Source organism: Spirosoma sp. 209, assembly GCF_002006735.1.
Classification (GTDB): domain Bacteria; phylum Bacteroidota; class Bacteroidia; order Cytophagales; family Spirosomataceae; genus Spirosoma; species Spirosoma sordidisoli.
This window is the reverse complement of sequence record NZ_MVEC01000013.1, coordinates 44,249-58,912: the sequence shown is the minus strand read 5'-3', so window position 1 is coordinate 58,912 and position 14,664 is coordinate 44,249. Positions and strand designations below refer to the sequence as shown.

Below are 14,664 nucleotides of genomic sequence, written 5' to 3'. Positions count from 1 at the left end.
AAGTGCCCCTATACAGCTCTTTTTGCAGTATGAAAACACCGACTCCACTCTCGCGCCGAACCTTCCTCAACACCCTGGGCGCATCGGCCATTACGCTTCCCGCTCTGACCGACGTCCTGGGTCGGCCCATCACGACCGCGGGCAATCAGGATCGCAAACTGGGTATTGCTCTCGTTGGCCTGGGCAGTTACAGCAAAAACCAGCTCGCCCCGGCGTTGCAGCAGACCAAACACTGCCGCCTGGCCGGTATTGTGACGGGTACGCCCGCCAAAGCCGAGGAATGGATGCAGAAATACAACATTCCGAAGGCCAACGTATACGACTACAAAACCTTCGACCGGATTGCCGATAACAAAGATATCGACGTCATCTACGTCGTACTGCCCAACTCGATGCACGCCGAGTTTGTGATTCGGGCAGCCCAGGCCGGTAAGCACGTCATCTGCGAAAAGCCCATGGCCATCACCGAAAAGGATTGCCAGTCGATGATCGATGCCTGCAAAAAAGCCAATAAACAACTGGCCATCGGCTACCGCCTGCATTACGAGCCCTTCACGAAAGAGGTGATGCGGCTGGGCCAGGAGAAAGTATTCGGCCAGGTCAAGTTCATCGAGAGCAGTGATGCGTTCCGGATTGGCGACCCCACCCAATGGCGGATGAAAAAATCGATGGCGGGTGGCGGGCCACTGATGGACGTAGGCATTTACGCCGTTCAGGGCGCGCGCTACGTAACGGGCGAAGAACCGGTTTCGGTTACGGCCCAGTTCTCCCCGAAAACCGAACCGCAAAAGTTCAAGGACGTGGAAGAGACCCTGTTCTGGCAATTCCGGTTTCCCAGCGGGGCCGTCAGCAACTCGACAACCAGCTACACGGCGGGTGTGGAGCGGCTCTACGCATCCTGCGAAAAAGGCTGGTTCGAACTGTCGCCCGCCTTTGGCTACGGCCCCCTCAAAGGCCGCACCAGCAAAGGCCCCATCGAACAGCCCGTTGTGAACCACCAGGCCATGCACATGGACGGCGTCTGCAAAGACCTGCTCGACGGTAAGACCCTGCCCGGCCACATCACGGGCGAAGAGGGCAAACGCGACGTTCGGCTGCTCCAGGCCATCTACCGCGCAGCCGAAACCGGCAAAACGATCTCCCTGTAAGGCCTATATGAGCTGATTTCCCGCCGTCGACGTAGAAGCGGGTCAGACCGAAAGCCGTATCTTTGTAGCCTTGTATCTCCGGTAGCAGGATGCTGCCGGAGATAAGGCTCTTATGACAGACGTAGTAATTATTGGGGGCGGCATTGTGGGGCTGGCTACCGCCCTGCAAATCAAACAGCAGCGACCCGGTCTGAGCGTTGTTCTCATCGAAAAAGAACCCGCCGTAGCCCGTCACCAGACCGGCCATAACTCGGGCGTCATTCATTCCGGGCTGTACTACAAGCCCGGCTCGCTCAAAGCGACCAACTGCATCCGTGGGTATCAGATGCTGCTCGACTTCTGCCAGGCCGAAGGTGTACCCTACGAGCTGTGCGGCAAGATTGTAGTAGCTACCAAACCCGACGAGTTACCACAGCTCGATATTCTGTTCGAACGGGGCCAGCTGAACGGGCTGACCAACATCCGTAAGATCTCCGCCGGAGAAATGCGCGACATTGAGCCGCACGTAGCCGGCATAGCGGGCATTGCCGTGCCGTATACCGGCATTATCGACTACACCCAGGTTTGCGAAAAATTGGCCCAAAAGTTTCAGCAGCTCGGGGGCGAGTTGCGCCTGAACGAGCGCGTTGAGCAGGTAACACCCGGCACCAGCCTGAGCATTGTGGTGACCAACCGAAGCCGGTACGAAACCAAACTCGTTGTCAACTGCGCCGGTCTCTACTCCGACAAAATTGCCCAGCTGACGCAGCGCGATCCTGTCGATGTTCGGATTGTGCCGTTTCGGGGTGAGTACTTCAAGCTCAAACCGCACAAGGAACACCTGGTCAAACACCTGATTTACCCGGTTCCCGACCCGAACTTCCCGTTTCTGGGCGTTCACTTTACCCGCATGGTTCACGGGGGCGTTGAAGCCGGTCCGAATGCGGTGCTGGCGTTCCGGCGCGAGGGCTATACCAAGTCCGACGTGAATCTGAAAGAGCTGTACGAAACCCTGTCGTGGCCCGGTTTTCAGAAAGTAGCCGCCAAATACTGGCAAACGGGCCTGGGCGAAATGTACCGCTCGTTCTCGAAGGCGGCTTTCACCAAAGCATTACAGGCGCTGATTCCGGCTATTCAGGAAGACGACCTCGAAGAAGGCGGAGCGGGCGTACGCGCGCAGGCCTGCGACCGTACCGGCGGGCTGCTCGACGATTTCGCGATTCTGGAGACCGACAAGGCCATCAACGTGGTCAATGCCCCGTCGCCGGCAGCTACCTCGTCGCTCTCGATCGGGCAGACCGTGTCGGAAAAAGTGTTGAGCCGATTCTGAGCAAACAATAGCCGCCGGGCGGTGTTTTCTGGTTGTACCTTTCACGAAACTAGACATACTCATGAACGCCATCAATCCCATCGAAGCCCTCGAAACACCGTCTGATCTGGCCGAATCAGGCCGGGAGAAGGTTGCCGAAGCGCTCAACCGGCTGGTAGCCGATTCGTTTGCACTGTATATCAAAACCAAAAACTACCACTGGCACGTATCGGGTCGCCATTTCCGCGATTATCACCTGCTGCTCGATGAACAGGCCGACCAGATTTTCGCCACGATCGATCCGCTGGCCGAGCGCGTCCGCAAGATCGGCGCCAATACCATCCGCTCAGTAGCTCATATTGCCCAGCTCCAGCGCGTCAAGGACAATGACGATGATTTCGTTGCGCCCAAAGACATGCTGCTCGACCTCATCGCCGAAAACAAAAAGATGGCCGGCAACATGCGCGATACCCACAAACTGGCCGACGAAGCCGAGGATGTAGCCACGGCCAGCCTGCTCGAGAACTTTATCGACGAAACCGAACGCCGGACGTGGTTCCTCTTCGAAACCACCCGCGACCTGAACTAATTTATCGTTGTCCTGGTCGGTTTACGGGCTGGCGCGTATATTGGCCAGCCCGTAAACTGACCATTTATTTCGCATATCCCCACCATGAAAGTTCGTCCTTCTGCTTTGATCTGGCGCTATTTCGAGAACCAGACCGAAGTCCTGCTCATGCGCTACCAATACGGCGGGCAGGATGTTTTTGCGCTGCCCGGCGGCAACTGCGACCGGGGCGAAACCCTGCCCGAAACCGTTACCCGCGAACTCCGCGAAGAACTGGGTGTCTCTGTCGATATTGGCGAGATGATTCTGGCGGGCGAGATGCTGCTGACCGAGCGTAACGATGATGTGCTACACGTCGTTTTTGCGGCCCGAAACCTGCAGGGCGAACCCACGCTCAACCCCGCCGAAACTACCGCGCTCGAGCTGGTCTGGGCGCCCGTTGTCGGTCTCGATCAGCTGAACCTATACCCCAATATCGGCGCCAAAATTCAGCCCTGGTTCAGTACCGCAACGTATCTGGGCTATGTGGGTCGGATTGAGCAGAAGTATTTCGGATAAGGCTCCCTCCTGCCATAGCTACGGTGCTGGCCAGCAATCCCCACATCATGGGCGAGTAATCGGTCTCGAGCCAGATACAACCCAGCCAAACCACCAAGCCGGCCGCCATTGACCACAGGCAGCCGGTCAGGTTGGCGCGTTTCCAGTAAATACCGGCCGTAAGCGGCACGAACAAAGACACCAGACTGAACGCCGACGACTCACCGACGAGATCGAAAATGTTGGTATCGCGGGCGGTGCTCATGATGACGCAGATAAGGGTAATCACCACGATGGCCCAGCGAATGACACGCAACAGCGCCTGATCGGGCAGGTCGGGCCGAAAAAACTTGACAATATTTTCGCCGAAGACGGTAGCCGGCGCCAGGATAGCCCCGCTCGACACACTCAGGATGGCCGACGATACCGCCCCGAAAAACAGAATCTGTAACGGCAGGCTCCCGTGCTGCATCACCATGTTCGGGATAATCAGCTGACCGTCGCCGGGCAGGTTCGGGTGCAGAATTCTGGCGCTCAGCGCGATGAACAGCGGGAGCATTGCAATGGTCAGGTACAGGCCCGACGCCAGGTACGACGCCCGAACGGACGTATCTTCTGTTTTTGCGGCCATAACCCGCTGAAAAATATCCTGCTGCGGAATACTGCCCAGCCCGATGGTGAACCAGGCCGCCAGGTACTCGACCCAGCCTTTCAGCGTCGGATGAGGCAGAAACCGAAAAAAGCCCGGCCGGGTCCGTTGCTGAATGGTTGCCCAGCCACCAACCTCCTGCCACAGAATGACGCCCAGCACGGCCAGCGCCACCACGATGATCAGGTTGTGGAAAAAGTCGGTTATCGAGATGGACCACATACCGCCCAGCAGCGTGTAGATCATGACCACCAGCGCACTGAACAGAATACAATACTCGCGGGGCACGTCGGTAACCACACTCAGCACAATACCGATGGCAATCAGCTGGGCCGCAATCCAGCTGAAGTAGGACGGAATCATCATAACAGCCGATAACAGCTCGGCCGATCGCCCGAACCGAATCCGAAAGTAGTCGCAGAAGGTCGTGATACCCATCCGGTAGAGCGGCCGCGTAAAAAAAGCACCGACCAGAAACAGGCACAGGGCCGACCCGAACGGCTCTTCGATAACGGCCTGAACGCCCCCCTCTACAAACATGGCCGGAGCGCCCATGAGCGTCTCGGACCCAAACCAGGTGGCAAACGTTACCGAAGCGGCCAGCACCAGCGGCAACCGCCGACCGGCCAGCACAAAATCCTGCGAGGTCGTTACGCGCCGGGATGCCCATACACCAACGCCAATATTAGAGAGCAGGTAGAGCGCAATACAAAGCAGCAGCATTGGCTAACGGAGTAATTATAAAAACACAGCCTGCACAAGGATAAAGACCTTTGTGCAGGCTGTGCCTATCAATACATATTGGCAATCAGAGCTTAAGCGTAGCGGGCAGGTACTTGGCAATCAGATCTTCGTAGTACGGTTTCAGCTCGCTGACAACGGGTGGCTTCGGGCTTTTCGAGTACAGATCATACGGGTTGAACTTCCGCACCCACTCAAACATCTTGTGATCGTGCTCGTCCATGAGGTGGCTATACGCTTCTTCGCGGTGCTGCGCGTAGAACGAGTGGTAACGCATCATATACAGCGCAGGCTCGGGCATATAGTTCTTCATCATCTGATACAGGTACTCGTCATGGCCCCACGACATATGCACGTTACGCAGGCCGCAGTTGGGCTCGTATACGCCATATTTGGTATTGTAGCGCTCGTCGCGGCTGTCAGGATTGTTGGCAAAGTATTCGGGGTAAACGACCCGGTCGGAATGAGCGCAGCCCACCGGGAACGTATCGCCCACCACGGCCCACTGCGGTTCGCCAAACAGGCAAAGTACCTTACCCATGTCGTGCAGGAAGCCCGTCAGCACAAACCAGTCGGGATGTCCGTCGGCCCGGATGGCTTCGGCAGTCTGGAGCAGGTGTTGCAGCTGATCGAGGTCGGTATCGGGATCGGAATCATCGACAAGCGTATTCAGAAACTCCATGGCTCCCCAGACCGGCAGCTCTTTTTTATCGAACGACAGAAATTCCCGTTCTTTCTCCAGTACGAAATCGTACGTCTGGTACGTATGATTAAGCCGGTAGAACTCCCGCACCGTATCCCGCTCAGGATTGTCGTAGTTGCGGTAGTCTTCTTTGGCCTTATGTTCCGGTTCAGGATAGCGTGTCAGCAGGTCGTCTTCCCACTGATCGAGGCTGGCAAGGGGGCTCGGGTTGGCGTCGTTAAGAGCTGTCATGGCAAACGAATTGATTTACAGCCGTGAATGTACAAAAAAATGCTATGCAGCAGAAAGCCCGCGTCGGCTCATCCCGGAAAATCTATAAGGATGAGCCGACGCGGGCTTTATGTGGGTACTTACTTTATCGTACTGAAGTCGAACGTGTCGAGGAAAGCCGTTGTGAACTGACCGGATTTGAAGCCGGGATCGTCCATCAGCTTGATATGGAACGGAATGGTTGTCTTGATGCCTTCGATCACAAACTCCTGCAACGCCCGTTTCATCCGGGTAATCACTTCCTCACGCGACTGGCCCGAAACGATGAGCTTCGCGATCATCGAGTCGTAGTTTGGCGGAATGGTATAGCCAGCGTACACGTGACTGTCGACGCGGACACCGTGGCCGCCCGGCAGGTGCAACACCGTAATCTTACCCGGCGACGGGCGAAACCCGTTGGCGGGATCTTCGGCGTTGATGCGGCACTCCATGGCGTAGAGCTTCGGCGTATAGTTCCGGCCCGAAATTTCGGCGCCGGCCGCTACCTTGATCTGTTCTTTGATCAGGTCGAAGTCCGTTACTTCTTCCGTAATCGGGTGTTCTACCTGAATACGGGTATTCATCTCCATGAAGTAGAACTTCCCGTACTTGTCGACCAGAAACTCGATGGTACCGGCGCCTTCGTAGCCAATGGCCTGCGCGCCCTTGATGGCCGCTTCGCCCATTTCCTGACGCAGCGCATCCGATACAATCGGCGACGGCGTTTCTTCGACCAGCTTCTGGTGCCGGCGCTGGATGGAACAATCGCGCTCCGACAGGTGGCAAACGGTACCGTACTGGTCGCCAACGATCTGGATTTCGATGTGGCGTGGTTCTTCTACGAACTTCTCCAGGTACAGCCCGTCGTTGCCAAAGGCAGCACCGGCTTCTGTACGGGCGTCGTTCCACGCTTTTTCGAACTCGTCTTCCGACCGGATGATCCGCATACCACGCCCACCACCACCGGCGGTTGCTTTGATAATAACCGGATATCCCATGTCGGCCGACAGGGTTTTACCTTCTTCGATGGATTCGAGCAGGCCTTCCGAGCCCGGAATAACCGGCACACCGGCTGCGCGCATGGTGGCTTTAGCCGTGGCTTTATCGCCCATGCCGTTGATCTGCTCGGCCGTAGCCCCGATAAACTTGATGCCGTAATCGGCGCAGATCTGAGAGAATTCGGCGTTTTCGGACAGGAATCCGTAGCCGGGGTGAATGGCGTCGGCGCCGGTTACTTCGGCCGCCGATATAATACTTGGAATGCTGAGGTATGACTGCCGACTGGGGGGCGGGCCGATGCATACAGCCTCATCGGCAAAGCGCACGTGCAGGCTGTCACGGTCGGCCGTCGAGTAAACGGCTACTGTCCGGATGCCCATTTCGCGGCAGGTCCGGATGATCCGCAACGCAATCTCGCCCCGGTTGGCAATGAGTATTTTCTTAAACATATAAATTGAGTGACTGAGTGATTGAGTGATTGAGTGATACGACGATACAAAGTTTCACTCAACCACTCAATCACCCAATCACTAATTAAATGGGTTCGACAAGGAACAGCGGCTGGTCGTACTCGACCGGCGTGGCATTTTCGACCAGTACCTTCACGATCCGGCCCGATACTTCAGACTCGATTTCGTTGAAGAGCTTCATGGCCTCGATGATACAGACCACCTTACCCTCCGAAACGTTATCGCCGACTTCAACAAATGAGGGCGTTTCGGGGCTCGACGACCGGTAGAACGTACCGATCATGGGCGACTTGATGGTCACATAGTTCGACGTGCTGGCCGGTGCTGCGCTGGGCTGGCTGGCAGCTACCGCAGGCGCAGGCGCTGACACCGACGGTGCCTGAACAGGCACCGGAGCCGGAACCGGCGCTACGGTAGTGGGCGATAGCTGCGCAACGGGCGAGGCCGTGCCATAGCGTTTCACGCTGATTTTCAGATCAGTCGTTTCGATGTTAACCTCGTCTAAACCCGACTGCGAGATGAAGTCGATTAGTTGCTGAATGTCCTGGGTGCTCATGCTAGTAATGATGAATGATGAACGATGAGTGATGAGTGAGTTATCGAAACAACGACGAACAGGGAAAAGCCTGAACCATCGGTGGTCATTCACCATTCATCCTTCCAAACCTTATTTCACTCGTTCTACGTAATCTCTCGTGCGTGTGTCGACCCGAATTTTCTGCCCCGAATCGATAAACAGCGGCACCATGATTTTAGCGCCCGACTCGACCTCAACCCGTTTTTTAGGGCTGTTGGCCGTATCGCCTTTGATACCGGGTTCGGCGTAGGTTACTTCCAGTTCAACGAACGGGGGCAGTTCGCACGACAGCGGAGTTTCCGTATCGGCATTGATTACGATTTCCACTTCCTGCCCTTCTTTCATCAGATCGGCTCCATCAACCAGTTTTTCGTCCAGGTTGATCTGGTCGAACGTTTCCTGGTCCATGAAGTTGAAGCCGGCTTCGTCTTTGTAAAGGTACTGGAACTTCCGGCGTTCTACCCGAACCGGATAGATGGTAACGCCCGAGTTGAAGGTATTATCGATAACCCGGCCCGTTGTCAGGCTTTTGAGCTTGGTGCGCACAAACGCTGCGCCCTTACCCGGCTTGACGTGCTGGAATTCAGTTATCTGAAAGAGATCGTTGTTGTAGTTGATGACCAATCCGTTGCGGATATCTGCAGTTGTTGCCATTACTCACTTATGGTTTTCTATGTACAGGGTTCGGTTTTCGATAGAGGTGCGTCTGCACGTTAAACCGAAAACCGAAAACTCTTTACTCACTTAATACGCCCACTTTACGTAAGCGGCTCCCCAGGTAAAGCCACCGCCAAAGGCCGCCAGCACCAGGTTATCGCCTTTTTTGAGCTGCGATTCGTAATCGTGCAGGCACAGCGGAATGGTAGCCGCGGTTGTATTGCCGTACTTGTGAATATTCATCATGACCCGGTCGGCTTCGATACCCATCCGGTTTGCGGTAGCGTCGATGATGCGTTTGTTGGCCTGATGCGGCACCAGCCAGGCCACGTCGGAGCCCGCCAGGTGGTTCCGCTCCATGATTTCGGCTGATACGTCGGCCATGTTTTTCACGGCAAACTTAAACACCGACGGACCGTCCTGGTATACGTAGTGCCAGCGTTTCTCAACGGTTTCGTGGGTGGGTGGGTAACGGCTGCCGCCGGCTTTCTGGAACAGGTGGTTTTGCCCCACGCCGTCGGACCGGATAATGGAATCGAGGACGCCGAAGCCATCGGCATTGGGTTCCAGCAAAACCGCGCCGGCTCCATCGCCGAAGAGGATACAGGTTGTTCGATCGGTATAGTCGGTAATTGCCGACATCTTATCCGCCCCTACAATGACGACCTTTTTGTATTTGCCGGTTTCGATAAACTGCGTGCCGATGGTCAGCGCGTAGAGGAAGCCCGAGCAGGCGGCCTGTATGTCGAAACTACCTACGTTCCGGATACCAACCATGTCGCAGATCAGGTTGGCCGTACACGGAAATACGTAGTCGGGGGTGGTGGTAGCGCAGATCAGCAAGTCGATCTCTTCGGGTCGGGTGTTTGTCTTCTCGAGCAGGCCTGCCACCGCTTTGGCTCCCATATGCGACGAGCCCATGCCCTCCCCTTTCAGGATATGCCGTTCTTTAATGCCCGTACGGCTGGTGATCCACTCGTCGTTGGTATCCACCATACGCTCCAACTCAGCGTTGGTCAGCACGTAGTCAGGAACGTAACCGTGAATTCCAGTGATGGCAGCTTTAGTCATAAGTTGGTGGTAATTCGGAGCAGTAGTCGGTTAGGCGGATCTCGTTTGACGGAGGCCCCGCTTAACAAACGGCTGTCAACTCAGTGCTTGTGCAATTTTGGTGTACGCATCAGACTCAACCTGCCGGATTGCCAGTCCAATCATATTTTTGATGGCCAGGGGCGACGAGATGCCGTGGGCGATGATCACGTTGCCGTTTACGCCCAGGATGGGGCTACCCCCTACGGACTCGTAATTGGTTTTATCGATAAACTCATCGCTGATACCGCGCTGGGCAGCCATCGAGTAAAACGACTCACCCAGTTTAAACATGGTATTGCCCGTGAAGCCATCGGTTACGATAACGTCGGTTTTACCCGCGAAGAAATCGCCCCCTTCCATATTACCGATAAAATTGATCCGGCGGTTGTCTTTCAGGAGTTGGTGGGCGGCCTGGGCAACCAGAGAGCCTTTTTGCTCTTCGTGGCCGATGTTCATCAGCGCCACCCGGGGCCGGTCGATACCGAACGTATGCTGCGCGTAAAGCGACCCGATTTCGCCGAACTGAGCCAGCATTTCGGGCTTGCAGTCGGCGTTGGCGCCAATGTCCAGAATAACGGCATGACCACCGGTTATCTGGGGCACGAAGCCGGCAATACAGGGCCGCAATACGCCTTCTATCGCTTTGATACTGAACAGGGCACCAACGTGCATGGCGCCCGTATTGCCGGCGCTGCAGAAAGCCTGTACCTGTTTGTCTTTCAAAAGCTTAAACCCAATCCCGATGCTGGAATTGGGTTTCTGGGAGAGCGCCTTGGTGGGGTGCTCACTCATTTCGATTACGTCGTCGGCATTGACCAATTCGATTCGGGCACGGGCGCCAGCGGTGCCCTTATGCACTAACGGTTCCAGTACGGCTTGCTTGCCAATCAGGACAATAGCAACGCTTTCCGGCAATTCAGCAGCGGCTAGCAACACTCCATCCACAATCGCTTCCGGAGCGAAATCGCCACCCATTGCGTCCACTGCAATTTTCATTGACTCGGTCTGTTCAATAACTTACCCAGCTACGCCGGTTAAAAAAAATACGCGTAAAAATAGGCAGGCTACGGGCAATAAAAAAGTATTTCGCGTTCATCTTCAGGAAGACGTCAACGAAATACTTTCTATAAGATGCTGATAATTAAGCCGTTTTGGCGTAATTCTCGATGATCATCTGCCCTTTGTAAAACAGGTTACCCTCGAAAACGTGAGCGTGGTGACGCTCATGAACTTCGCCAGTCTGGGCGTCGGTCGAGAGGGTTACGGCCGTAGCCTTGTAGTGCGTTCTGCGCTTATCGCGCCGGGTGCTGGAGTGGCGTCGTTTGGGATGTGCCATGTTTTCTGAATTCTACGTTCTAAAGTTGTCTGGTCGTATTTTGTCGAGTTGGCAGCGCCGGAGACAACCAGTATACCCGGAGCGCCCTGCACTCTGTACTTCGTTAATTGTCGCTCAGCTTGCGCAAGGCAGCCCAGCGGGGGTCAATCGTATCGGGCTGATCGTCCTGATTAGCCTCGGGCTCTGCGTCTGACCGATAAACGAGTTTACCCGTCGATTCATCGTCCTCATCGTCTTCGTTCCGAAACCGGGGGTGAAGGCGTTTCATGGGCAATGAAAGACTCAGAAAATCAAATATGTACCGGGCCACGTTGATGGTCGCCGTGTTCCGTTCAATCAGTTCAATTTCATCGCTCAGCTCCTCGTTATGGTCGCCGAACTTAAGCAGCATCGTTTGCCGGGCATCGACCGGCTGATCATATTCATCGAGGCTACGGTCGCAAAGCTGCTCGACCGTGCCGGTAATATGAAAATCGAGACGGATCATCGTTTCCGACTTATCCAGAACCAGATGCGTCTGTATACTGCCTTTCTCGATCAAATCCTGCTCCAGCGCAGCAAAAAACGCGTTGTCCGACGTGAAGTCGTACTCGTGCCGTTTGTTTTCCAATCCAGCAATATGGATATCGTATGCGCGTAATGCGTTCACCTTTCTCTCTCCTCTTAAAACAGGACCGCAAAGGTACGAAACGTTTGTCAATCAGGAAAGTGCTAGCCAAAAAAGTAAAACAGGCTGATTTTTATTCACTTAATTCCCCGCCCGAACCAGCCCCGGCGCGGTCATTTCTGGCTCGTGACTGGCTGTTGCACACGCAGATTGTAGAACAGCGCGCTCAAATGCTAGTTTATCTGGAAACAGTGCTAACTTTAACCAGTACGATTATGGCCCAGTACCAGCTTGTCGAAAAACACGACATCGAACACCACAACGAATATTTTGAAGTGCGGACTACGCAGACCGACAATCCGCGCAGCCTGTTTTTTATTACCAACGAAGAAAATCTGGAAGATACGGCCGCCAGCATCATCACGGACCACCTGCCCGATGCCAAACACTGGACCGTTATCCCCCACCGCAAAGACCGCGACAACTTAATGTACGATATACAGTAGTGAGTAATGAGTTAGGAGCGATGAGCGATGAGTAATAAACCAGCCTGGCTCTCCACCACTCATCGCTCATCGCTCCTAACTCATCATTCAGAACACTACTCTTTCCTGCCCGCCCGATGGAACCTTTATTTGCTACTGACCAGACGAAAGCGCTGGTGCCCCGCATCCGGGAGTTCGTGCTGAACGAGCTGGTACCGCTCGAAACGAGTGAACACCTGACCGGAAATTTCTCAAAAGTGGCCGCTATTCTCGATCAGAAGCGGGAGCTGGTTCGTAAAGCCGGTCTGTGGGGGCTGCAACACAGCCTCGACGAAGGCGGGCTGGGGTTGTCGCTCTGCGAGTTTGGCCAGGTCAGTGAGGCCCTGGCCTGGTCGCCGTTTGGGCATTACACCTTCAACTGCCAGGCGCCCGACATCGGCAACATGGAGCTGATGCACAAGTACGCGCCCGAGCCGCTGAAACGCCGGTACCTCGAACCCCTGCGCGATGGGCATATCCGCTCGTGTTTTTCGATGACCGAACCGGAGTTTGCCGGGTCGAACCCCACCCGCATGGGAACAACGGCCGTTCGGGTGGGCAACGACTGGGTCATCAACGGGCATAAGTGGTTTACCAGCTCGGCCGATGGGTCGGCGTTTGCGGTGGTGATGGCCGTTACCAACCCCGACGCGGCTCCGCACCGCCGGGCCAGCATGATTCTGGTCCCAACCGATACACATGGTTTTGAGCTGGTTCGCAACATCAGCATTATGGGCGACGGCTCCGACCACTGGGGCAGCCATGCCGAAGTGCGCTACACCGACGTGCGGGTGCCGGCAACCAACCTGATCGGGGGCGAGGGCATGGGCTTCGTGCTGGCGCAGGAACGGCTGGGACCGGGCCGCATTCACCACTGCATGCGCTGGATCGGTATCAGCGAGCGCTGCTTCGACCTGATGTGTCGACGGGCCGCTACCCGCGAGATGGAAGACGGTGTCATGCTGGGCGAAAAGCAGTTTGTTCAGGGCTGGATTGCCGAAAGTCGCGCGCAGATCGACGCGGCCCGGCTCATGGTGCTGCGAACGGCGCAGAACATCGACCAGTTTGGAGCGGCTGCGGTGCGCAACCAGATATCGGAAATCAAATTCTTCGTAGCCGACATCATGCTGAACGTGGTCGACCGGGCCATACAGACCTACGGCGCCATGGGCATCACCGATGATGTGCTGCTTCCCTGGTATTATCGCCACGAACGCGGAGCCCGGATTTACGACGGGGCCGACGAAGTACACAAAACCGCTCTGGCCCGGAGTATCCTGAAAGAGTATGGCCTCGACACCAAACGCAACAAACCCGCAGACCTGGCAGCCGCCCGCGCCTAGCGTACCGTTTTTTTCTGCATGACGATCATCCAACCCGATACGCCGACCCGTACCCGCCCCGGCGAAGAACTAGACAGGGCGGCTCTGCAGGCTTACCTGTCTGACCAGATCCCCGCCCTCGGCACCATTACCAACATTGCCCAGTTTCCCGGCGGCTACTCGAACCTGACCTACCTGCTAACCACCAGCAACCGGGAGTACATTCTCCGGCGCCCGCCCTTTGGGGCCAAAGACATCAAGGGCGGCCACGACATGGGCCGCGAATATCGGGTGCTCACTATTCTGCAACAGTCGGGCTACAAACCGATTCCTGAGCCCGTCGTTTTCTGCGACGACGAGTCGATCCTGGGCTGTTCGTTTTACATCATGGAACGGGTGCAGGGGGTGATTCTCCGCGCCCAGACGGCTCCGAAACTCGGTATTCCGGCCGATGTGATGCAGCGGCTGTCTCTGTCTCTGGTCGATAGCCTCGTCGACCTGCATGCGATCTCCCTTCACTCAACGGACCCGACGCGGCTGGGCCTCATTCAGCTGGGCAAACCCGAAGGCTACGTACAGCGGCAGGTGGCGGGCTGGCACAGGCGCTACGGGGCCGCTCAAACCGACGTGATTCCGGACATGGACGCGCTGGCCCGCTACCTGACCGACCAGCTCCCGCCCGACAACCCGAACCCGACCCTGCTCCACAACGATTTCAAGTACGACAACGTAGTCCTGAACCCCGACAACCTGCCCGACATCCGCGCCGTACTCGACTGGGAAATGTGTACCGTGGGCGACCCGCTGATGGACGTAGGCACGTCGCTTTCCTACTGGGCCGAACCGACCGACGATCCGTTCCGCAAAACGTTCAACCTGACCTGGCTACCCGGCAATCTGACCCGCCAGGCATTTGCCGAACGGTATGCCGAGCGGAGCGGTCGAAACATCGACAACCTGCTCTATTATTACGTATTTGGCCTGTTCAAAAACGCGGTCGTTATTCAGCAGATCTACGGTCGCTACCGGAAAGGACTGACGCAGGACCCGCGCTTTGCGGGTTTGCTGGCGGGTGTACAGGCGCTGGCCCGGGCAGGCGTACAGGCGCTGGAAGCCGGCCGAATCTAGTGTGCCTTCGCTCTCCACGGTTTACCCACGCGTAGGGCTGTTTCTTAAACCGGCATAGTTCTTGCAATA

16 protein-coding genes are annotated in these 14,664 nt (G+C 56.1%); 7 read left to right on the top strand and 9 right to left on the bottom strand.

Translation table 11 applies throughout. The features are described 5' to 3' along the window. Positions 1-29 precede the first annotated feature (29 nt). The 4 genes from B1C80_RS20325 to B1C80_RS20310 all read left to right on the top strand — a co-directional run bounded on the left by B1C80_RS20325 (position 30) and on the right by B1C80_RS20310 (position 3,562). Positions 30-1,148 carry a Gfo/Idh/MocA family protein gene (locus tag B1C80_RS20325; RefSeq protein ID WP_077923053.1) on the top strand — a complete coding sequence of 373 codons (1,119 nt, stop codon included), beginning with the start codon at positions 30-32 and terminating at the stop codon, positions 1,146-1,148. 112 nt (positions 1,149-1,260) lie between these two features. Continuing rightward, positions 1,261-2,457, top strand: coding sequence for an L-2-hydroxyglutarate oxidase (gene lhgO, locus B1C80_RS20320; protein WP_077923052.1), 1,197 nt, complete (start codon positions 1,261-1,263; stop codon positions 2,455-2,457). A gap of 61 nt (positions 2,458-2,518) precedes the next feature. Continuing rightward, entirely contained in the window at positions 2,519-3,025 is a 507-nt protein-coding gene (locus B1C80_RS20315; RefSeq protein WP_077923051.1) for a Dps family protein, read from the top strand. 84 nt (positions 3,026-3,109) lie between these two features. Then, entirely contained in the window at positions 3,110-3,562 is a 453-nt protein-coding gene (locus B1C80_RS20310; protein ID WP_077923050.1) for an NUDIX hydrolase, read from the top strand. Here the strand turns inward: B1C80_RS20310 and B1C80_RS20305 are convergent. From B1C80_RS20305 to B1C80_RS20265, 9 genes are all read right to left on the bottom strand, one after another. Next, a complete protein-coding gene (locus B1C80_RS20305; protein ID WP_077923049.1) occupies positions 3,504-4,913 on the bottom strand; it encodes a sodium:solute symporter family protein in 1,410 nt (469 codons plus the stop codon). The two genes, B1C80_RS20310 and B1C80_RS20305, sit on opposite strands and share 59 nt — an antisense overlap. Before the next feature lie 85 nt (positions 4,914-4,998). Continuing rightward, complete coding sequence (locus B1C80_RS20300; RefSeq protein ID WP_077923048.1) at positions 4,999-5,865, bottom strand: inositol oxygenase family protein; 867 nt, start codon at positions 5,863-5,865, stop codon at positions 4,999-5,001. Positions 5,866-5,984: 119 nt separating this feature from the next. After that, positions 5,985-7,331, bottom strand: coding sequence for an acetyl-CoA carboxylase biotin carboxylase subunit (accC, locus tag B1C80_RS20295; RefSeq protein ID WP_077923047.1), 1,347 nt, complete (start codon positions 7,329-7,331; stop codon positions 5,985-5,987). A gap of 85 nt (positions 7,332-7,416) precedes the next feature. Beyond that, positions 7,417-7,908: an acetyl-CoA carboxylase biotin carboxyl carrier protein gene (accB, locus tag B1C80_RS20290; protein WP_077923046.1), complete on the bottom strand. Its 492-nt coding sequence runs from the start codon at positions 7,906-7,908 to the stop codon at positions 7,417-7,419. Between the two features lie 111 nt (positions 7,909-8,019). Further along, the gene (gene efp / locus B1C80_RS20285) at positions 8,020-8,583 is read right to left on the bottom strand and encodes an elongation factor P (protein WP_077923045.1); all 564 of its coding nucleotides are present in this window, start codon (positions 8,581-8,583) and stop codon (positions 8,020-8,022) included. Positions 8,584-8,673: 90 nt separating this feature from the next. After that, entirely contained in the window at positions 8,674-9,657 is a 984-nt protein-coding gene (locus B1C80_RS20280; RefSeq protein WP_077923044.1) for a beta-ketoacyl-ACP synthase III, read from the bottom strand. Positions 9,658-9,732: 75 nt separating this feature from the next. After that, on the bottom strand, positions 9,733-10,674 hold the full coding sequence (plsX, locus tag B1C80_RS20275) for a phosphate acyltransferase PlsX (RefSeq protein WP_077923043.1): 942 nt from the start codon (positions 10,672-10,674) through the stop codon (positions 9,733-9,735). A 145-nt stretch (positions 10,675-10,819) separates the two neighbouring features. Continuing rightward, positions 10,820-11,014 carry a 50S ribosomal protein L32 gene (gene rpmF / locus B1C80_RS20270; protein ID WP_077923042.1) on the bottom strand — a complete coding sequence of 65 codons (195 nt, stop codon included), beginning with the start codon at positions 11,012-11,014 and terminating at the stop codon, positions 10,820-10,822. Positions 11,015-11,117: 103 nt separating this feature from the next. Continuing rightward, on the bottom strand, positions 11,118-11,663 hold the full coding sequence (locus B1C80_RS20265) for a DUF177 domain-containing protein (protein WP_077923041.1): 546 nt from the start codon (positions 11,661-11,663) through the stop codon (positions 11,118-11,120). 233 nt (positions 11,664-11,896) lie between these two features. Between B1C80_RS20265 and B1C80_RS20260 the strand changes: the two genes are divergently transcribed. The 3 genes from B1C80_RS20260 to B1C80_RS20250 all read left to right on the top strand — a co-directional run bounded on the left by B1C80_RS20260 (position 11,897) and on the right by B1C80_RS20250 (position 14,595). Further along, a complete protein-coding gene (locus tag B1C80_RS20260) occupies positions 11,897-12,127 on the top strand; it encodes a hypothetical protein (RefSeq protein ID WP_077923096.1) in 231 nt (76 codons plus the stop codon). Positions 12,128-12,243: 116 nt separating this feature from the next. Further along, positions 12,244-13,488: an acyl-CoA dehydrogenase family protein gene (locus tag B1C80_RS20255; protein WP_077923040.1), complete on the top strand. Its 1,245-nt coding sequence runs from the start codon at positions 12,244-12,246 to the stop codon at positions 13,486-13,488. A gap of 18 nt (positions 13,489-13,506) precedes the next feature. Next, positions 13,507-14,595 carry a phosphotransferase family protein gene (locus tag B1C80_RS20250; RefSeq protein WP_077923039.1) on the top strand — a complete coding sequence of 363 codons (1,089 nt, stop codon included), beginning with the start codon at positions 13,507-13,509 and terminating at the stop codon, positions 14,593-14,595. Positions 14,596-14,664: the final 69 nt, after the last annotated feature.